Source organism: Winogradskyella helgolandensis (assembly GCF_013404085.1).
Classification (GTDB): domain Bacteria; phylum Bacteroidota; class Bacteroidia; order Flavobacteriales; family Flavobacteriaceae; genus Winogradskyella; species Winogradskyella helgolandensis.
The window spans coordinates 317,064-338,061 of sequence record NZ_JABFHO010000001.1; the positions used below are offsets into that span (position 1 = coordinate 317,064).

A 20,998-nucleotide genomic window follows, 5' to 3' on the forward strand; every position below is an offset into this window, starting at 1 on the left:
GAGCTCTGCAAATTTTAGTTAAAATTCTAAAATTATGAAGCAAAAAAGACCATACTGAGAGCGTAAGTTACGCTACAAAATGATTAAAATATTGAACAACAGTATAGCTTCGATTTTAAACTACTTCTTCATCAGACTAATTGCAAACCCACCACCTTCGGCTAGTTGTACGCTTAATGTCGAACCCTTTTTAACTTCAATTTTTTCAATAGAAATATCTAATGGATTGTTATCCCAATGCGCCTTGTCTCCATCTTTATAGATAATCACTTCATAAATTTGGTTCTCATCTAAAAAGTCAAAAACAACATCAATATTTCTAGAATTTTCATCCGTTATACCACCAACAAACCAATTCCCAGTCTCTCTTTCTTTTCTAGCAATGGTGACATAATCTCCAACTTCACCATTTAAAACTTTAGTGGTTTCCCAATCGACACCAACATCTTTGATAAATTGCAAAGGTTCTGGATTCGCTTCGTAATGCTCTACTAAATCGGCAGCCATCTGTACCGGACTGTAAATAACCACATACAAGGCTAATTGCTGCGCAATGGTTGTATTCACTTGATTGTCCTTTTTGTATTCGTCAAATTTTATATTAAAAATACCAGGAGTAAAATCAATTGGTCCAGACAGCATTCTTGTAAAAGCTACAATTGGTAGATGCTCTGGTGGGTTACCTCCATCTGTTGCCCACGCGTTAAATTCTTGCCCTCTTAACCCTTCTCTCGAAATTGTATTTGGATAGGTTCGTCTTAGACCTGTTGCTTTAATCGGTTCATGTGCGTTGATAGCCACTTCATATTTCGCTGCTTTTTCAACGGTATTGTTATAATGATTCACCATATATTGGCCATGATGGTATTCTCCTTTGGGTAGTATTTTTCCAACATAACCTGTTTTAACGGTATGCATACCGTATTTCTGCATCAAAGCGAAAGCCGTATCTTGTTGCTTAGTGTATGTTTCCGTTGCTGCAGAGGTTTCATGGTGCATGATAATATCTACGCCTTTTTCCTTTCCATAACGCACAACTTCTTCAATATCGTAATCTGGATATGTGGTTACAAAATCGAAAACACCTTCACGGTCCTCAAAACCAATCCAATGTTCCCAACCGGTATTCCAGCCTTCCACTAAAACGCCACCTATATTATTTTTAGCTGAAAAATCAATAAATCGTTTTACATTTTCGGTATTGGCGCCATGAGTTCCATTAGATGTTCCACCATCTGTCCATGTACTCATATCTTGAGTCATTCCGTAATCCCAAGACGATTTCCCTAAGTGCATTTCCCACCAAACCCCTGTATATTTCATCGGCTTAAACCAAGACACATCACCTAGTTTGTTCGGCTCGTTTAGATTAACAATAAGCTTAGATTCAATTAAATCGGGAGCGTTATCCGTAATTTGAATCGTTCTCCAAGGGGTATTGAAAGGCATCGTGCGTTTCACCTTGTAATCTGTATTTTCTGAACCTACTAAATTACTTTTCAGGTTCAAATTTTCAGTATCAACTTTTAAGGTCATTCCAGAATAATCTACTAAAGCAGCTTCATGAAAACTTAAATGTGTTCCATCACTTCCCACCATAGTAACCGGTGTATTTACAGCATTTTCAGGAATGTAAGTTTGTGCTAAATTTTTATGATTTGCAAATTGCAAAGCATCAATTTCAGACAATTTTGTTGTATTGTATAAATGTTCGTAGATATCCCAATCTCCTGGAATCCAAAAGGTTTTATAATCTTCTGTAAGGTTGAATTCAGTATGCTCTTCTGTTATAAAAACATCCCCTTTTAATCGAGCTTGTTGTGGGAATTCGTATCTAAATCCAATACCATCATCATAAGCTTTAAACACGATATTTAAAAAACGTTCTGGACTTGTTTTTTCTTGAAGCTCAATCTTTAGTTCATTATAATGGTTAACCACATCTAATTGTTCTCCCCAAGGCATTTGCCAAGTTTCATTGAAGGTTGAACTACTTGTATTTTTAATTATGAAATTCTTATTAAAAGCCGGAACATCTTTAAATTCAAAACCTAAATAAGAGGTATCAACAACCGTTTTATTATTGAACTGAACCGTATAAAATGGTCGTCCTTCATTATTGATATTAAAATCAATTACCACTTTTTCGTCTGGTGAACTGATTTGTGTGGTTTGTTTTTTTTCTGAATTGCATGAGAATAATGCCAATGCGATTGCAAAAACTAAAATGTATACTTTCATAATATTTATAATATTTAAGACCTGTCAGGTTTTGGAAACCTTACAGGTCAATTTTATAGCTTACTTTCTTTCTAATAGAACGACTTCAAAGTCTGTATCTAAAATAATTTTTCCATTTTCTACAGTTGCTGTTTCTCCAGAATAGGCGTCACGAAGCATTACGCGTTCTTCAAAAACTTCAGAGACATCGATTACTTTTTTACCTTTTTCGAGATCTAAACCAACAACGACTAAATCTTTAAAATTTCCATTTTGGTAACTTCTATAAAAGTAATAAGGTTGTTCTGTAATCATTTGATGAGTTCCTGCTCCAATTGCAGGATGCTTAGCTCTAAATTGACCTAATTTTTTCCAATGCGATAAGACTTCTTTTGTTCGTTTTCGTTTAGCAATAGAATCCCAATTCATCATTGAACGCAATGTCGCATCACCTTCCGTTCCTGGTACAACAAGTGAACGCGAAGATTCATCTCCATAATAAACTTGCGACGTTCCTGGTGACAACAATAGTTTATTAGCCGTTTCAAATGGTTTTTTTCTTTGGGCATCAAAAGGTTGACCATCATCATGCGAGCTTAAATAGTTTACGGTTCCGAAACCTTTTAATTCATCATGTAGAATGGCATTGTAATGCGTGAATAAATCTTCATAACCTTTGTCTTTTGAATTGTATTTGAACTCAAAATTTATCAAACTTTGAAAACTTGGTGGATCAAAATAATTGACTTTTCTGTCTCCAAAATCAAATTCCTGACCTGTACTAACTCCATAATTATAGACTTCACCAAGCAGATAAAAATTGTTATCATCTAACACTTGTTCAAGATTATTCTTTTTGTATTCGGCAAAGGCAAAATCACATTCCACTTTAAATTCCGTCCAAACATATTCTTCTACATGTTTTACCGTATCTACTCTATAACCATCAACCCCAAATTCTGTGATGTAATCCGTCAGCCATTTCATGATGTAAAAACGAGGAGCTCTTGGATGGCCAGTACGTTCAAAAAATGCATCGAGCTCTTTAACTTCTTGTTCGTAACGCCCCTCTGCTTTCCACTTTTCTACTAATTGTGGTGGCAAGTCTACATTGTCATTACTTTCCGTTCTAATATCTGGAAGATTAGCAACTAAGGTACAACTTACTGTATTTTCATAATTATCGTAAGAACATTGTTTATCAGTTCTCACCCATTCTCCTGGCCAAACCGGATCTTTATCAGTTACAGGTCCTGTGTGATTAATCACCGCGTCTAACACAATTCTAATACCTTTAGCATGTGCTTCTTTCACCAATTCATGTAAATCTGCTTTGGTTCCAAAGTTGGGGTCAATCGCTGTCCAATCTTTGGTCCAATAGCCATGAAAACCATAAGTAACTCCTGTGCCTTCATTGGTTCCGCCATGAATTTGCTCAACAATTGGTGTCATCCAAATGGCGTTAATTCCTAAATCGGTAAAATACCCTTCTTTAATTTTTTGCGTAACACCCTTGATGTCTCCTCCTTTAAACCCTCTGAGTTTAGCCGTTTCTTTGGTTCTGTCAAAATTAATATCGTTTGAAGGGTCAGCATTATTGAAACGATCTGTTAATAAGAAATAGAGATTTGCACCTTCCCAAACGAAAGGTGTTTCAATAGTTTGTTCTGTCTCTGCAACAGCAACCATGTGTTCCTTGTCCTTATTTTTACAGCTCAAAGTGATTAGTATAAAGGTGAATAAAAATAGTTTCTTCATGTTTTATAGTTTTAGACTTGCTAGGTTTTTAAAACCAACAAAGACTTATAATTTTTTTTAATGACTTCTCGATACAAATTTGATCATACTTCGCAAATTCACTCGAAGTGACGATTGATTATTTTATTATTGTGCGTCCTGCTAGGTTTGTAAAACCTGCTAGGACTTAGTTAATTTTTAAAATAAACGACTCTAAAGGTTTGATATCAATTCTCACTTCAGCCTTACCATTTTCTACTTTTAATGTTGATGAATAAGCATTATACAACTCGTCTTTTACCTCATATTCGCCACCTATAAGTCCTAATTTCTGAACCAAATCTTCTGGTAATTGCAATTCGAAGCCATAGGTGTTTTCTGCATTGAAATTTGAAATAATAATCAACTTCTCGTCGTCACTCCAACGTACAAATGACAATACTTTATCATTATACCATTCCGTATGTTGATGGTTGTAATGTTGAATATCTTGATAGTCGCCCATCAAAGCCGAACTATTTATCGTAAAATTCAACAGTCGTTTATAAAAATCACGAAGTTCTTTTTCTGCTTCTGTGGATTGCCCACCATCAAACTTTTTATCGTTTACCCAACGCACCTGACTAGGCACTGAACCATAATCAAAAATTGACGTTCTCGTTGGATCTCCAAAGCCTAAATCTTCAGCGCCTGGTTCTCCGAATTCTTGACCAAAATAAATCATGGTTGGTGCTGTGGATGACGTTGCAGAAACGACCATTGCAGGTTTTCCTTTTTCTGCGCTTCCTGCAAAATCTGGACTTGCAATACGTTGCTCATCATGATTTTCTAAAAAGAGAAGCATGTTGTGCTCAATATCTCGTAAATCATCTAAAATTGGTGGCACATTATCTGTACTTCCATGCCCTTGCATCACATGTTTTAAGGTATCGTATAACTGAACTTTGTCATATAAATAATCCATTTTCCCTTTTCGGATGTAATCTCTATATAAACTTGGATTGTACACCTCCGCTAATAAAAACGCATCTGGATTTTCCATTTTTATAGCTGAATTCATATAACTCCAAAATTCAACTGGCACCATTTCTGCCATATCATAACGGAATCCATCCACGCCTTTTTCGGTCCAATACAAAGCGATCTCTTTGAATTTTATCCAAGAACTTGGAACTGTTTTACCGTTCCAAAACTCGAAATGCTTTTTATAATCTTCATTATCAAAACCATCTGGTAACTCGTCAAAATCTTTTCTACCTTCTGGTGAAACTCCGTAATTAACTTTTACCGTTTCGTACCAATCGTTGATGTCTGGTTGCGATGCTCTTGAGCCATTACCTGTCCATTTGGCTGGAACTTCTTCGAACTTACTATCTGCTAAAGGCTGTTGTTCTCCACCTAAAGGTTGGTAACCGTTTTTCCACTCTGGTACTTTAAAGGCTTCACCCGGATTGTAGTAAAAATTATTGTTAACGTCGTAAGTCTTAGTTTTATCATCGTCTGCACCAAAATCGGTTATCCCTTCAGGATTAGTTAAACTTTCGTAATTACGTGCCACGTGATTAGGAACGATATCTATAATGACTTTTAATCCTGCGTTGTGAGAACGTTCAATTAAGGCTTCAAACTCTTCTAATCGGTTTTCAACATTGACTGCTAAATCTGGATTCACATTATAATAATCCTTTACAGCATATGGTGAACCAGCTCTACCTTTTACGATATCTGGATCATCATTTGAGATGCCGAATTCCGTATAATCTGTAATGACATCGTGATGCGGCACTCCTGTATACCAAATATGTGTTACGCCTAAGTCCTTGATTTCTTTTAAGGCTTTATCCGTAAAATCGTTGAATTTCCCAACCCCATTTTCTTCTAAAGTTCCCCAAGGTTTGTTAGTCGTATTTGTGTTTCCGAATAGACGTGTAAAAACTTGATAAACGACTTCTTTTTTCTTCATTTGAGTTTTAATTTCTTTTGTTTTTGGCAACTCTTTTATGTCGTTTTTACAACTCATAAACACTGTAAAAACTAAAGCAATTAAGATAAGATTTTTTATGTGCATTGCATTATTTTTTTAGTTTGATTTTGATTAAAGAATGTTCCCTTGGATTGCGCTCAACTGGGATTTTAAGCACTTTTGAATTTTCATCCCATTCAAATCGACGACTTGGTCCAACAATCACGCTTTTTGGTTTTTTATCTAGTCCATGAATTAATAAATAAAATACGCGACCTTTTGTTTCAAGTTTTTCACCTATGGTATCGTTAATATTAAATTCTAATTGCCTTCCATTTTTAGTCATATCAAATGAAAGCAATTCATAATTTTTATTTTGAATTGGATTTGAAGACATCCCATTATCTGTATAAATTTGAGCTGAACTCGCAGTTACAGATTCATCATAGTAATAATGCACATGGTAATACGTATCCTTATAATCTAAGGTGGTTTGCACCAACTCAGCTTCCGGGATAAAAGCACCAGCTCTAACATACGTCGGAATAGAATTTTCTTTGAGTTGAACCGTTTTTGTTTGTCCACCTTCAATTCTCTTATGAGTATAAAAATCGAACCACACATTATCCTTCGGAAAATAAACCTCCTGCTCTCTTTTACCAGCTTCCAAAACAGGCGACACCAAAATATCATTTCCCCATAAATAAGTTTTTGAGTAATTGAATAATTCAGGGTTATCAGATTCTTCAAAAAATAATGGTCTCATCAACGGTTTCCCGGATTGGTTATTTTCATAAACCAAATTGTAATTGTAAGGCAATAATTTGTAACGTAATTCAATAGCTTGCTTTGCTAAAGCTTTTGCTTTCGTACTTCTAAAAATAGGCTCGCTAGGTACATCTTCTTGTGCATGTGGTCTAAAAATAGGATTGAACACACCATATTGCAACCAACGCACATACAATTCATCATCTAAATTATCTCCTGCAAATCCGCCTAAATCGGAATGCATATAAGCCAAACCTTGCATTCCCATTTGTAAGGCAATTTCTGGTTGAGATTGTAAACCTCCCCAAGTTCTATTCACATCTCCAGACCATGGAATCATACCATAGCGTTGTGAGCCAGAATATCCAGCACGCATTAAAATAAATGGTCTTGTGTTTGGGAAATCACGTTGATAACCTTCGTGAATTAACCGTGCCCAATCGTGACCATAGATATTATGAACTTCGTCTGCAGAACCTGTGTGATGTTGTACCCAACTTGGATGTACTTCGGGTTCTCCTAAATCTCCCCAAATACCTGCAACTCCCATATTGGCGATATCTTTATAAATATTCCAGAACCACTTTTCGCCTTCAGGTTTATAAATATCTATGAGTCCAGTGTTGCCAAAATAGAAATCGTATTTGGCAGGATTTCCGATAGAATCTTTAGCCAACACATCTTTTTCAACACCTTCATCCCATTTTTTAGACGTGGTTAAAACAAACGGTTCTGTGATGGTGATGGTTTTTACACCTTTATCATTTAGCCGTTTTACCATGCCTTCAAAATCTGGAAAGGAATCTCTAAACACTTCCAGATTTCCCATGGTGCCTTTTAAGTCTTTTCCGAACCAATATAAATCGAGAATAATGGCATCGACGGGAATTTCTTCTTCTTTAAATTTAGCGATGGTCATTTCTACTTCTTCCTGAGAATGGTATCCGAAACGGCTTGAAAAATTCCCCAACGCCCAACGTGGTAACATAGGTTGCTTTCCGGTTAAGTCGGTGTAATTATTAGTAATGTCGTACCAAGAATCTCCGACAATCACTTGATATGTTTTTCTGCCAGAAATGGTTTCGTACTTTAAGGTATTATCCCCTTTGCTATCTAAATCTAAAAAACCGATAGGTGCGTTGTCGAAGTGAATCATGTACTTGTTAGACGACAACACAATTGGTAATGTAAAGTTCATTAATTCACTGTGTGTTTCATAACCGTAATGTGCTCTATTGTATAATTGCAAACGGTGTCCACGACGGTTCATTCCTAAAGCCCTTGCGCCTCCTCCGTATAAAACTTCATCTTTGGTAAGATTGAATTCTATAGTTTCTAGACTGTCGTTTTTAACGTAACCTGCTTTTTCGGAAATAATTGGTTTGCCTTTATAATAATAAGATATTTGAAAAGGTTGTTTTTGGATATCAATTTGCACCCCTTCAGTTAACAAAACAATATTATTTTCATCTTCTTTAAACTCCTTTAAATAATCTGTACCATTGAAAATCATATCTCCATGCGCTGAAACCATATGCTTCATGTTTTCGGGTTTTAAAGTAACAGCATGAGAAATAGGTTTTAATTTTTCACCTATAGGAATGAAAGTTGTTTCTATAATAGATGGATTATAAATTAAGAATTGATAAGTTCCATCACTTACTTCTATTTCAACCGTAAAGTCTGTTTTCTTTACACTTTTGAACTTTCTTTCCTCGTTTTGAGCAGTGATTGAAATCGCAAATATTAAACTTATGATTAAGAAAATATATTTTTTCATATTTAGCTTTTATACCTACAAGGTTTTTGAAACCTTGCAGGATATGTTTAATTCAACTTTTTAGACCTGTTAAGTCTTTTTAAAATTTAGTAGTCAATATTAAACTGCCTTTAGTAGGTAAAGACAGACTATTATTCCAAATTAGTGTTTCATCGGAAATGATATTTTTCAACGTTTTTCCGTTAAGTTCTAATTCTTGAAACCGTTCCAAACCGAGTTCTATCGGATTCTCATTTTTATTAATCACATGAACAATAGTTTCATTTTCAAAAATCCTGGCTAAAACATAAACTCCATCTTGTGGTGCAAAATGTACCGTTTTACCATTGTGAATGGCTTCACTCGTTTTTCTGTAATTCAATATTTTTTTGAGAAAAGACTGTATCTCTTTTTGAGCATCTGAAAGTCCTTCCCCTGTAAAAGCATTAATTGTATCACCTTCCCATCCGCCAGGGAAATCAGTTCTTATTAACCCATGGTCTCCAGGATTATCAAAATCGTCCATTAAGATTTCAGTTCCGTAGTAAATTTGTGGAATTCTTGGTAGCATTAATAAATAGCTCAGTGCCATTTTCGTGTTCGCAACATCACCATTAAATTCTGTAAAAATCCGACTCTTATCATGATTATCTAAAAATGCCATAATATCTTTTGGTGATGCATACGCAAAATCATTAGCTAAACCCTCATACATTTTTACGAGTCCTTGATCCCAAGATTCTTCTTCATTTAGTGCATCAACTATATTTTTTTGCATGGCAAAATCCATAGTTGATTTTAAGTTAGATTCGTAGCCATCTTTATTTTTCTGACCGTCTTGCCAATACCCAATTAACAATGGATTATAACTCCATTCTTCTCCTACGATTGAAAAATTAGGATATTCAGTCATGATCGCTCCTGCCCAATAACTCATAAATGTTTTGTCTGAATACGGATAGGTGTCTTGACGAATGCCTCCTAAACCTAAAGTTTCTACCCACCAAATACTATTCTGAATAATATAGTTGGCCATAAACGGATTACGTTGATTTAAATCTGGCATACCAGATACAAACCAACCATCTGCCATTTCCTGATGATCTTTTTTAGACGCATAAGGATCTTGATTTGTAGTCCGTCTGTGATTGGAGGTTTTAGTCACTTTCCAATCCCAATTATCAATATTCTCTTCGTATAATTCTTGGTAATTAACCCAATCTTTAAAAGGTAAATCTTTCATCCACCAATGCTCCAAACCACAATGATTAGCGACTTGATCCATGATGAGTTTCATATCTCGCGATCTTAAATCATCAGCTAATTTTCGGTATTCATCTAAGGTCCCAAACCGAGGATCTACGTTATAGAAATCCGTCATCGCATAACCATGATATGAGCCACTTGGCATATCGTTAATTACAACTGGACAAGGCCAAACCGCTGTAAAGCCTAAATCATCAATATAATCTAAGTGATTAGTGATGCCTTGAATATCTCCACCATGTCTAGCATAATCGTTCGTTCTATCGATACCTTGTTGAAGTAATCCTTCGACGCTATCATTTTGAGGATTGGCATTCGCAAAACGATCTGGTGTGATTAAATAAATGGCATCTGAACTATTGAACCCAATGAAATCCTCAGCTGATTTTTCGCGTGATTTTAGTTCGTAAGTTTGAATTAATTCTGAACCGTCTTCGCGCTGAAATGTAATATTAAATTGTCCTGCTTTTGCGGTTTCCGAAATCTCTAAATCTAGGAAAAGATAATTTGGACTGTCTGCTTGATGAACTTTAGTTATAGAAACACCTTGATAAGACATTTTAGGTGTCGCATTTCCAATATTTGGATGCTTTACCAATAATTGTAAGTCTTGATTTTTGAAGCCAATCCACCAATTTGGCGGTTCAACACGTTGAATGTCGTTTCTAATTTCTGTGATGGTTTCGAAAACGACTTTCTCTTCTGAAGTCGTTTTTTTGCATGAAAACACAGTTGTAACGAGCAAAACTATTAGGATTTGTTTTAGTGCTTTCATTTTATTTATACTATTATTACTTTACATCAAAGGTTTTTGAAACGTTGGTATTTGGAAGAGTATTTTCGTTTTTATTATGTCTTACACCCCTAAAGTCCCCTCAAGGGGACAATCCTTTGATTCAACTGAGTGGAATGTCCACCTTGAGCGGACTTTAGGGGTGTTTTTATTAAAATTTAATCAAACCGTTACTAAATTATTAGCACTAATAGTAACTGCTTTTCCATTAACCAAAATATCTAAATCAGCATCTCCTTCCAATTCAAATTGTGTTTCATTCTGACTAACACTTACTGTGATAATTTGATGTCTAAAATTCACCTTAAATGAATAGCATTCCCATTGTGCTGGAATCTTAGGCTCAAAAGATAAGGTGTCATTTTTAATACGCATACCTCCGAAACCTTCAACAATACTCATCCAAGTACCAGCCATTGAGGTGATGTGTAAACCTTCATGAACTTCGTGATTATAATCATCTAAATCTAAACGTGATGTTCTTAAATAAAAGGTGTACGCTTGATCCATTCGGTCTAACTTCGCTGCCTGAATACTATGTACACAAGGTGACAATGAACTTTCGTGAACTGTGAATGGCTCATAAAAATCGAAATGACGTTCTAATTCTTCGGTTGTAAATTGATCTTCAAAGAAATACATGCCTTGAAGTAAATCGGCTTGCTTAATATAAGGTGAACGTAAAATTCTGTCCCAAGACCATTTTTGATTAATTGGGCGTTGTGATTTATCTAAATCGGCAACTGTAATTAATTCTTTATCTAAGAAACCATCTTGTTGAAGATATACATTATGTTCTTCTGAGTACGGGAAATACATATTATCAGCTACCTCTTTCCAAAGTGCTAACTCTTCATGTGTAATTTTTGTTTTACCTGAAATTCTCGCATAATCATCACTATGACCTTCTTTTACTTTTTCAATAGTTTCCAGCGTATAATCAATACACCATTTGGCGATATAGTTAGTGTACCAATTATTGTTGATGTTGTTTTCATATTCATTAGGTCCGGTAACACCAAGAATCATGTATTTATTCTTATTGGTAGAGAAATTTGCTCTTTGATGCCAAAAACGTGAAATTCCGATTAAAACTTCAAGTCCCATTTCTGGAATATAACTAAAGTCACCTGTGTATCTGTAATAGTTGAAAATGGCAAATGCTATGGCACCATTTCTATGGATTTCTTCAAACGTAATTTCCCATTCGTTATGGCATTCTTCACCATTCATAGTCACCATTGGATATAATGCTGCTCCATTGGTAAAGCCTAATTTCTCAGCATTTTCAATCGCTTTTGGTAAATGATTATATCGGTATGCCAATAATTTTCTAGCTACACTTTGGTCTTTTGTAGCCATGTAAAATGGAATACAATAGGCTTCCGTATCCCAATACGTACTTCCTCCGTATTTTTCTCCAGTAAATCCTTTTGGACCGATGTTCAACGTTTCATCAGTACCTAAATACGTTTGGTTCAGATGGAAAATATTAAAACGTATACCTTGTTGCGCTTTGACATCTCCTTCGATAGTAATATCTGCCATGTCCCAAATTTGAGCCCAAGCTTGCTTTTGATCGTCTAATAACTTTGAAAAGCCAGCTGTTTTCGCTTTATCTAAGGTCGTTTTTGCAGCGGACACTAATTCATTTTTATCGTGATCGCGATCTACAGTGTAACCACCAAATTTGTGAATGGTATAGGTTTCATTTTGCTTTACGTTAAACGAATATTTAAAAGACGCTAAATTGGCATCTGAAGTAAAATCTGGTTCTATTAAAACCGATTTCCCGTCAATAAAAACCTCAGATTCCATAAACGTACAAGTATAAAAATCTGTTTTCATGGTTTTAGCCTGAATAAAGGCTTGATGATTCTCATGACTGACTTTTAAAGTATCCCAAAACTTATCGTCCCAATTGGTATCTTCATTGGTAATACCTGAATCTAAATACGGTTCGAAAGTAATTTCGGCATCCGAATTTAAAGGCGTAATATTAAATTCAATCGCACCAACTTCATCCAAATCTAAACTTAAAAAACGTTTTGTTTTAACCTCAACGTCAATATCATTTTGAAGTGTTGCAACGAAACTTCGCGACAACCAACCTTCTTTCATGTTTAATTCTCTACGGAAGTCCTTCACATTTTTACAAGCAAATAAATCGAGTTGCTCGTTATTGATAGTGACGTTTATACCTATCCAACTGGGCGCGTTTAATACTTTAGCAAAATATTCTGGATACCCATTTTTCCACCAACCTACTCTTGTTTTATCTGGATAATAAACTCCAGCAATGTAGCTTCCTTGAAATGTTGGGCCTGAATATTTTTCTTCAAAATTAGCGCGTTGTCCCATCGCTCCATTTCCGATGCTGAATAAACTTTCTGATGCCTTAACCTGACTTGGGTCAAATCCTTCTTCTATAATTGACCAATTGTTTGGGATGATGTAATCTAGGTTCATGATAATGTTATTTAAAAATCTCAATACGAGACGTTTTACTTCTGTTTAGTTTTCGATTAAAGATTTTATAAAATCATCAGAGATTTCTGTAAAATCATTAAATACATATGTTGCATGTCCTAAAACATCTTTACTTCCTATACCTATTGAAATCATATTTGCTGTATTAGCCGCAGTAACTCCTGCGACTGAATCTTCAAAAACGATACAATCTTCTGGCTCTATATTTATTTCTTTTGCTGCAATAAGAAATACCTCTGGATCTGGCTTTGCTTTTGTAACATCGTTACCATCTACAATAGCATCAAAATCTGCCATGAGATTCACACGTTCTAAAATTGTACGTGCATTTTTACTTGCAGAACCTAAAGAAATCGGTTGCTCCATATCTTTTAAAAGATTCAAAACTCGAGGAACATCTGGTAAGATTTCGTTTTCGTTCATTTCAGCAATAAAGCTCAAGTACTCTTCGTTCTTTTTACCCATGAGTTCATTGAACAAATCTTGAGAAATCGTTTTATTTCCCCACGCCAATATTTTTTCTAAAGAGCGCACGCGGCTTACTCCTTTTAATTGTTCGTTTTCTTCTTCTGTAAAATCAATATCTAAACCTTTAGCCAGTCTCTGCCATGCTAAAAAGTGATATTTTGCAGTGTCTACGATAACACCATCAAGATCGAATATGAATCCTTTTTTGTTCATTTATTTATTTTTGAATAACGTCATCAACGTCTTTAACTTTTGATACTAATGCCGCTGCAATTAAAAAACTAAGACCGCTCATCATTAAAGCAAATATGGCTTGATTTCCATAAGCATACTTAACCAGTGGTCCGCCAATTAAGGCATTGATTATTTGAGGAATTACAATGAAGAAATTAAAAATCCCCATATAAACACCCATCTTTTTAGGTGAAATAGAACCTGCTAAAATAGCATAAGGCATAGCAAGAATGCTTGCCCAAGCAATTCCGATACCTATCATTGAAACAATAAGCCAGTTTTTGTCTGGCATAATATAGATTGATAGTAATCCTAATCCACCAATCACTAATGAAATTGCATGCGTACGTTTCCTTCCAATCTTCTTAGCGATATAAGGAAGTGCAAATGCGTAAAATGCGGAAATAAGGTTATAAACACCAAAAAGAATACCAATCCAATCTCCAGCATCTTGATATGTAGAACTGCTGCTATCCGTATAAGGCAAACCATAAATATGTTGTGCTATTGCTGGTGTTGCAAAAACCCACATACCAAAAAGCCCAAACCAAGAAAAGAATTGCACCCAACTTAATTGACGCATAGTTGTTGGCATTTTTCTAAAATCATCGAAAATATCGAAAAGACTTGATTTTTTTTCATCACCTAATAATGAACTATCAGAACCTTCGTGTTGATCTTCAAAACTGTTTAGTTCTTCTGGGGAATACTCCTTAGTAGTTATTACTGTAACTAGAATAGAAATAATTAAGATAATTGCTCCTATTATAAAAGACAAAATTAAATTTGTTGGCACGACACCTGCAACCGTTTCGTTTGAAACGCCAAACCAATTGGTTAAAGCATAAGGCAACCACGAACCTATAACGGCTCCGAAACCTATTAAAGCCGTTTGAATACTAAAACCTGCTGTACGCTGATCTGTTCTTAAATTATCACCAACTAAAGCCCTAAAAGGCTCCATCGCAATATTAAAAGAAGCATCCATAATCATTAGCATTCCTGCTCCAACCCATAGTGCTGGTAAAAATGCAATAAACATGTCTGCTTGTGGCATAAGCACAAGACCTATAGAGGACAAAATAGCACCTACTAAAAAGTAAGGTTTTCTTCGTCCTAATTTCCCCCAAGTTCTATCGCTATAATATCCAACAATAGGTTGAACAATTAGACCCATTAAGGGTGCAATGATCCAAAACCATGATAGTTCGTGAACATCAGCTCCAAAAATTTGAAGAATTCTACTTGCGTTGGCATTTTGAAGGGCGAAACCCATCTGTATTCCTAGAAATCCAAAACTCATGTTCCAGATTTGCCAGAAACTCATTCTACGCTTTTCCATGAAATAGTATATTAGAGTTGATACTATTCTGACAAGCTTAGCTTATCAAAACTTATTTTCGTTGAGAAGTGAAAATATAAGTTTTGAATATGGTACAAAGATAAAAAAGATTTTAGAACAACAATGACAAATTTTTATTTGGTGGATTCTCGCTCTACTAAATCGGTTGCGATAACAACCGTTTGAAACTCTTCGTCTGCACTATTAAATTCGCTTTCTAATTTATCTATGAGTAGTTGAGCTGCCTTTTCTCCCATAAGCTGTGCATGTTGGCGTACAGTAGTAAGACTCGGCGTCGCATGTTTAGAAAGCACTCCGTCTGTAAATCCAATGACCTGTACATCGTTAGGTACATTTAATCCTAATTTCCTAACGACTTTCATGGCTGTTATGGCATACAATTCATTGACTGCAAAAACACCATCTATTTTTTCATTCGATTTAAAAAGTTGCTCGATCTCAGCCTCTAAAGCTTCTAAATGAACTTCATAATCTAAAGCGTCATCTACTTTTAATATTAATTTTGCTTCTGCAGTGATATTGTTTTCTTGTAGAGCTTCAAGATAACCTTGTGTTCTCAACTTACCAACACTAACATAATCTTGGGTACTTATTAAAGCAATAGACTTACACTGGTTTGCTATTAATTTTTCGACTGCATTTTTAGCACCATTAAAATCATCGACAATTACTTTATCGCATTTTATTTCAGACACTACCCTATCGAACATTACAATTGGCATCCCTTGGCTCATCGTTTCATTGAAATGATGATAATCTTGCTGTAATAGAGTTTCTTTAGACATGGAAAGAATAAAACCATCGATACTACCATTAGCTAGCATTTCCATATTTATAACCTCTTTAGAAAACGACTCGTTAGACAAACCAATAATCACATTATAACCTCTCTTATTAGCCTCTAACTCCGCACCTCTAATCACTTCAGAAAAAAAGTGGTGTACAATTTCCGGAATAATAATTCCTATTGTATTTGTTCTTCTATTCTTAAGACTTAACGCTATATTATTAGGCCTATAGTTATAAAGCTTAGCAAAAGCCTGAATCTTCTGCTTCGTATCATCGCTAATCTCTGCACTATTTCGTAATGCTTTAGAAACTGTAGAAATAGATACATCGAGCTCTCTAGCGATTTGTTTTAGGGTAATTTTTCTCTTCATAATAGATTCTAAATGTAGGACGAATATAAGTCAAAAAATAGATTCATAATTTCTAACTTCATAATTTTCGCGTAGCATTATTGAAAAAAGCGTAATTTTTCATTATTTTAATGATAATGTTACGGTTTCTCAAAAAGTTCTTAACACGAAAACGTTTTCGTGACTTTCGTCATGTTATTTTAATGTTAAATCACGCTAAATTTACATAGATTTATCCCGAGAAGTGAAAATATAAATCAAATAACTAAGCAATTAATTTAAAAACATTTTATGAAAACAGTTTTAAATGCTTTACTATTCTGTCTCATTATGCTGCCGGCAACTTTGCTGGCGCAATCTACCGTCACGGGTACTGTTACAGATAAAGCAAACGCCATGCCTCTACCAGGTGTAAATGTTATTATTAAAGGTACTGCCAGAGGAACCGCTACGGATTTCGATGGTAAGTATACCTTAGAAGTAAGTCAAGGTGAAATTATTGTAATCTCTTATCTTGGTTATACAACACAAGAAATTGAGTTTACAGGACAAGCAAGTATAGATATAGTTATTGAGGAGGATGCTTCTCAATTGGACGAGGTTATACTTATTGGTTATGGTACTACCACTAAAAAAGATGCCACAGGTTCTGTTGACGCTGTAACATCAAAGGATTTTACACGTGGAAACATTGTAACACCAGAAAACTTATTAAGTGGACGTGTTGCCGGTGTTACCGTCAATACTAGTGGTGCTCCAGGATCGGGCTCTGAAATTAAAATTAGAGGTGGTTCTTCTATTAACGCTTCTAATAATCCTTTAATTGTTATTGATGGATTACCAATCTCTAATGATAACGTCGGAGGTTCTAGAGGGGTTTTAGCGAGCATTAACCCTAACGATATTGACTCTTTTACCGTTTTAAAAGATGCTTCAGCAACTGCTATTTACGGTTCTAGAGCATCAAACGGTGTTATTATTATAGTCACTAAAAAAGGAAAATCAGAATTTAGTGTCGATTATGATGTTCAATATACTTTAGGTGATATAGACGAGCAAATTGAAGTGTTTTCTGCAGAGAAATACCGTGCGCTAGTAGCCGCTCAAAATTTACCAAATAATTTTATCTCTCAATTAGGAGATGCTAATACGAATTGGCAAGATGAAATTTTCAGAAAAACGGTATCAGTGAACCACAACATTACGTTAAGAGGTTCTTTATTTAAAACTATACCTGCACGTTTTTCTTTTGGTGTAACTGAACAAGAAGGTGCTTTATTAACTTCTGAATTTGATAGACGTAACCTGTCTTTATCTTTAAATCCAACCTTTTTAGATAACCACCTTAAGGTTAACTTAAATACGAACCTCTCTTATGAGGATAACAGATTTGCAGATTCAGGACAAATTGGTGCTGCACTTGGTTATGACCCAACACAACCGGTTTACGACCCAACATCACCTTTTGGAGGCTTTTACCAGCACCGAAATGGTAACACACTTTTATTAGGAGGTTCAAATCCAGTAGCTTCATTACTACAAACTAATAATATTGGTGATTCTGAACGTTTCTATGGTAATCTTAATTTCGATTATAAGTTCCATTTCTTACCAGAGATGAAGTTTGTATTGAACTTAGGTTATGATAAAACTGAAGGTATCTCTCGAAACAACTCAGTGTATGCAACAAATGATCCTATTAAAGGAAATAGTTCATTTAGTTACCAAGAAAGAACAAATCAATCTTTAGATGGGTTCTTAAACTATAAGAAAGACTTTGGTATAATAGGTACAGATTTAACCGCTGGTTATTCGTACCAAAAATTCACTAATGAAGGTTATTATACCGGAAATCAGATAGACCCAAATAGTTTTGGTGATACGTTTGCTGATCCGGATATTGTCTTAATTGGATTTTTTGGAAGAGCTAACTTTACAGTCGCTGAAAAATACTTAATGACATTGACTTATAGAAGAGATGGAACATCGCGTTTTAGTGAAGACAACAGATGGGGAGATTTCTACGCTGGTGCTTTAGCATGGAAAATAAGTGATGAAGATTTTCTTAAAGATTCTAAAACAATTTCTAGCTTAAAATTAAGAGCTGGTTATGGTATTACAGGGCAACAAGAAATTGGGGAACGCGATTTATATTTAAGCCGTTACCAAGCAGGACAGGATAACTCTCAGTACCAATTTGGAAATGGTGTTATATCGTCTTTAATTCCTTCTGAAATTAATCCTGATTTAAAATGGGAGGAAACAAAAACTTTAGAAATAGGTGTTGATTACGGCTTATTTGATGAGCGTATTACAGGTAGCTTAAACGTCTTCCAGAAAGATTCAGAAGACTTATTATTTAACGCTCCTGTGCCAGATGGAAGTAACTTCTCTAACAGTGTCGTTCAAAATATTGGAAATCTTAGAATTCAAGGTTTAGAATTTACAATTAATACAGATGTTATTAGAAAAGAAGATTTCAACTTAAATTTCAACTTTAACGCAACGCTCCTAGACAGAGAAATCACTGAATTAGCTTTTGGTCAAGATGTCACTACTGGAGGTATTGCAGGTGGAACCGGAAACTTTGTTCAATTATTTAGAGAAGGGGAATCACCAAACTCTTTCTACGTATTTAAACAACTAAGAGATACTGAAGGTAATTATATCGAAGGTGCTTATGTCGATTTAAATGGAGATAACATTATTAATGATGAAGATCGTTACCTTAAAGAAAACCCAGATGCCGATGTTATTTTAGGATTTCAAACGAATTTAGAATATAAAGGGTTTGATTTTTCATTTAACTTAAGAGCTAACATCGGAAATTACGTTTATAACAACGTAAATTCCGCACGTGCTCAATATGATTTATTACGTAGTAACGCTGTATTGGGTAACATACCAACATCTGTGTTAGACACTAATTTTCAAACCACATCTGATGTTATCATCTCTGATGTATATGTTGAAAATGCTTCATTCTTAAAAATGGATAACATTACTTTAGGGTATACGTTTAAAGACTTATCAAAATTTATATCGTCGATAAGACTTTGGGGAGGTATCCAAAATGTATTTACAATAACAGAATACAGTGGTTTAGACCCAGAAGTATTTAATGGCATTGATAATACAATTTATCCTAGACCAAGAAATATATTAATTGGTGCTAATTTCAAATTTTAACAACTATGAAAAGAATAATAAAAAATATTAGTGTCATTGCCGTATTAATGGTGTTTACATTGACGTCTTGTACAGAAGACTTAAATATTATACCAAATGACGACGACACTTTATTAGGCTCAGAACTTTACGAAGATGAAGCAGCCTACGAACGTGTAATTGCTGGTGTTTATGCTAATCTTGCTCTAACAGGAACAAGTGGCCCAGAATCTTCTAATATTGAAGGTATTGATGCAGGTACGAGTCAATTTGGTCGTGTATTACTATACCTACAGACTTTAACAGCAGATCAAATGATTTGGTCTTACGAAAATGATCCAGGAACTAGAGAGCTTCAACGTAATATTTGGACCGCTCAAAACCCTATGATTCTAGGAATGTACAGTAGAACACATCTAACTATTGCACTTGCAAATAACTTTTTAAGAGAAACAACTGCAGACAAGTTAGATTCTAGAGGAGTATCTGAAAGTACACGCGCAGATATAATTGAATACCGTGCAGAAGCAAGATTATTAAGAGCTTTATCTTACTATTATATGATGGACCTCTTTGGAAAAGCAAATTTTGGTACCGAAGCAAATGCTATAAATACTGTTTTACCAGTTGCCGAGCGCGCTGAACTTTTTGAATTTATTGAAAGTGAATTATTAGATATCGAATCGGATTTAGTAGATGCTGGTCAAAACCAATACGGAAGAGCTGACAAAGGAGTAGCTTATATGATTCTTGCAAAAATATATCTTAATGCAGAAGTTTATACAGGAACACCAAGATATACCGACTGTATGAATTACTGCCAACAATTATTAAGTTCTGGTTATGTCCTTGCAACTGAATATAAACATAATTTCCAAGCGGATAACAACTTAAATTCTGCAACTGGCGAAGTTATTTTCCCTATTATTTCTGATGGATCTACAACTCAAAACTACGGACCAACAACCGTTATGATTAATGGTTCAGTAGGAAGTCTTGAAGTTAATGGTGCAGAAGTTGGTGTATCAGAAGCTGCTTGGGGAGGAGCTATACGCGTTAGAAAAGAATTTGCTCAACTTTGGGAAGGTGGAAACTTTATCGATGATGATAGAAATACTATCATTTCTGCCGAGAGACCAATTGGTATTACAGATATATCAGATCCTAATCAAGGGTATATTATTCAAAAATTTTCTAATGTAAGCTCTGATGGAGTAGCTGGTGTAGATCAAACTTTTGTGGATACGGATTTTCCACTATTTAGATTAGCTGATGTCCATTTAATGTATGCTGAAGCTCATCTTCGTGGTGGAGGTGGAACTATCACTGAAGCTGTTAATTTGGTTAATGCATTAAGAACTCGTGCAAATAACCCTAATACAATTTCTACAGGTGATTTAACACTACCATTTATACTAGATGAAAGAGCTAGAGAATTACATTGGGAAGCACACAGAAGACAAGATTTAATTCGTTTTGGATTATTTACTGGTGGAAATTACAATTGGGCATGGAAAGGAAACGGAAGCAACGGTATCGCTATACCAGCACACTTAAACCTTTTTCCAATTCCTAGTTTAAGTATGTCATCTAACCCTAATCTTTCACAAAATCCTGGATACTAAAAAAT

Annotated in this window: 11 protein-coding genes; 2 read left to right on the top strand and 9 right to left on the bottom strand. The window is 35.0% G+C overall.

Going from position 1 to position 20,998, the window contains the following annotated elements:
* Window positions 1-120: 120 nt before the first annotated feature.
* From HM992_RS01180 to HM992_RS01220, 9 genes are all read right to left on the bottom strand, one after another.
* Window positions 121-2,241, bottom strand: coding sequence for a glycoside hydrolase family 97 protein (locus HM992_RS01180; RefSeq protein WP_179318263.1), 2,121 nt, complete (start codon window positions 2,239-2,241; stop codon window positions 121-123).
* A gap of 60 nt (window positions 2,242-2,301) precedes the next feature.
* Window positions 2,302-3,978: an alpha-amylase family glycosyl hydrolase gene (locus HM992_RS01185; RefSeq protein ID WP_179318264.1), complete on the bottom strand. Its 1,677-nt coding sequence runs from the start codon at window positions 3,976-3,978 to the stop codon at window positions 2,302-2,304.
* Window positions 3,979-4,144: 166 nt separating this feature from the next.
* On the bottom strand, window positions 4,145-6,025 hold the full coding sequence (locus tag HM992_RS01190; protein ID WP_179318266.1) for an alpha-amylase family glycosyl hydrolase: 1,881 nt from the start codon (window positions 6,023-6,025) through the stop codon (window positions 4,145-4,147).
* A 4-nt stretch (window positions 6,026-6,029) separates the two neighbouring features.
* Window positions 6,030-8,468, bottom strand: coding sequence for a TIM-barrel domain-containing protein (locus HM992_RS01195; protein WP_179318268.1), 2,439 nt, complete (start codon window positions 8,466-8,468; stop codon window positions 6,030-6,032).
* A 79-nt stretch (window positions 8,469-8,547) separates the two neighbouring features.
* A complete protein-coding gene (locus HM992_RS01200; protein ID WP_179318270.1) occupies window positions 8,548-10,488 on the bottom strand; it encodes a glycoside hydrolase family 13 protein in 1,941 nt (646 codons plus the stop codon).
* A 180-nt stretch (window positions 10,489-10,668) separates the two neighbouring features.
* Window positions 10,669-12,975 (bottom strand): glycoside hydrolase family 65 protein, encoded by a 2,307-nt coding sequence (locus HM992_RS01205; protein WP_179318272.1) that lies wholly within the window; start codon window positions 12,973-12,975, stop codon window positions 10,669-10,671.
* Between the two features lie 45 nt (window positions 12,976-13,020).
* Entirely contained in the window at window positions 13,021-13,677 is a 657-nt protein-coding gene (gene pgmB, locus HM992_RS01210) for a beta-phosphoglucomutase (protein ID WP_179318274.1), read from the bottom strand.
* Between the two features lie 4 nt (window positions 13,678-13,681).
* Window positions 13,682-15,040: an MFS transporter gene (locus tag HM992_RS01215; protein WP_179318275.1), complete on the bottom strand. Its 1,359-nt coding sequence runs from the start codon at window positions 15,038-15,040 to the stop codon at window positions 13,682-13,684.
* 134 nt (window positions 15,041-15,174) lie between these two features.
* The gene (locus tag HM992_RS01220; RefSeq protein WP_178983254.1) at window positions 15,175-16,221 is read right to left on the bottom strand and encodes a LacI family DNA-binding transcriptional regulator; all 1,047 of its coding nucleotides are present in this window, start codon (window positions 16,219-16,221) and stop codon (window positions 15,175-15,177) included.
* 270 nt (window positions 16,222-16,491) lie between these two features.
* On the opposite strand from HM992_RS01220, the gene HM992_RS01225 reads away from it, so the two are divergent.
* Both HM992_RS01225 and HM992_RS01230 read left to right on the top strand, forming a co-directional pair.
* Window positions 16,492-19,389 (top strand): SusC/RagA family TonB-linked outer membrane protein, encoded by a 2,898-nt coding sequence (locus HM992_RS01225; protein WP_179318277.1) that lies wholly within the window; start codon window positions 16,492-16,494, stop codon window positions 19,387-19,389.
* 5 nt (window positions 19,390-19,394) lie between these two features.
* Window positions 19,395-20,993, top strand: a complete 1,599-nt coding sequence (locus HM992_RS01230; RefSeq protein WP_179318279.1) for a RagB/SusD family nutrient uptake outer membrane protein — start codon at window positions 19,395-19,397, stop codon at window positions 20,991-20,993.
* Window positions 20,994-20,998: the final 5 nt, after the last annotated feature.

Excerpts from the sequence above, each read along its gene's own strand:
- HM992_RS01195 (WP_179318268.1), bottom strand. The coding sequence starts at position 8,468 with ATGAAAAAATATATTTTCTTAATCATAAGTTTAATATTTGCGATTTCA.
- HM992_RS01190 (WP_179318266.1), bottom strand. The coding sequence starts at position 6,025 with ATGCACATAAAAAATCTTATCTTAATTGCTTTAGTTTTTACAGTGTTT.
- HM992_RS01220 (WP_178983254.1), bottom strand. The coding sequence starts at position 16,221 with ATGAAGAGAAAAATTACCCTAAAACAAATCGCTAGAGAGCTCGATGTA.
- HM992_RS01215 (WP_179318275.1), bottom strand. The coding sequence starts at position 15,040 with ATGGAAAAGCGTAGAATGAGTTTCTGGCAAATCTGGAACATGAGTTTT.
- HM992_RS01200 (WP_179318270.1), bottom strand. The coding sequence starts at position 10,488 with ATGAAAGCACTAAAACAAATCCTAATAGTTTTGCTCGTTACAACTGTG.
- HM992_RS01185 (WP_179318264.1), bottom strand. The coding sequence starts at position 3,978 with ATGAAGAAACTATTTTTATTCACCTTTATACTAATCACTTTGAGCTGT.
- HM992_RS01180 (WP_179318263.1), bottom strand. The coding sequence starts at position 2,241 with ATGAAAGTATACATTTTAGTTTTTGCAATCGCATTGGCATTATTCTCA.
- HM992_RS01205 (WP_179318272.1), bottom strand. The coding sequence starts at position 12,975 with ATGAACCTAGATTACATCATCCCAAACAATTGGTCAATTATAGAAGAA.
- HM992_RS01225 (WP_179318277.1), top strand. The coding sequence starts at position 16,492 with ATGAAAACAGTTTTAAATGCTTTACTATTCTGTCTCATTATGCTGCCG.
- pgmB (WP_179318274.1), bottom strand. The coding sequence starts at position 13,677 with ATGAACAAAAAAGGATTCATATTCGATCTTGATGGTGTTATCGTAGAC.
- HM992_RS01230 (WP_179318279.1), top strand. The coding sequence starts at position 19,395 with ATGAAAAGAATAATAAAAAATATTAGTGTCATTGCCGTATTAATGGTG.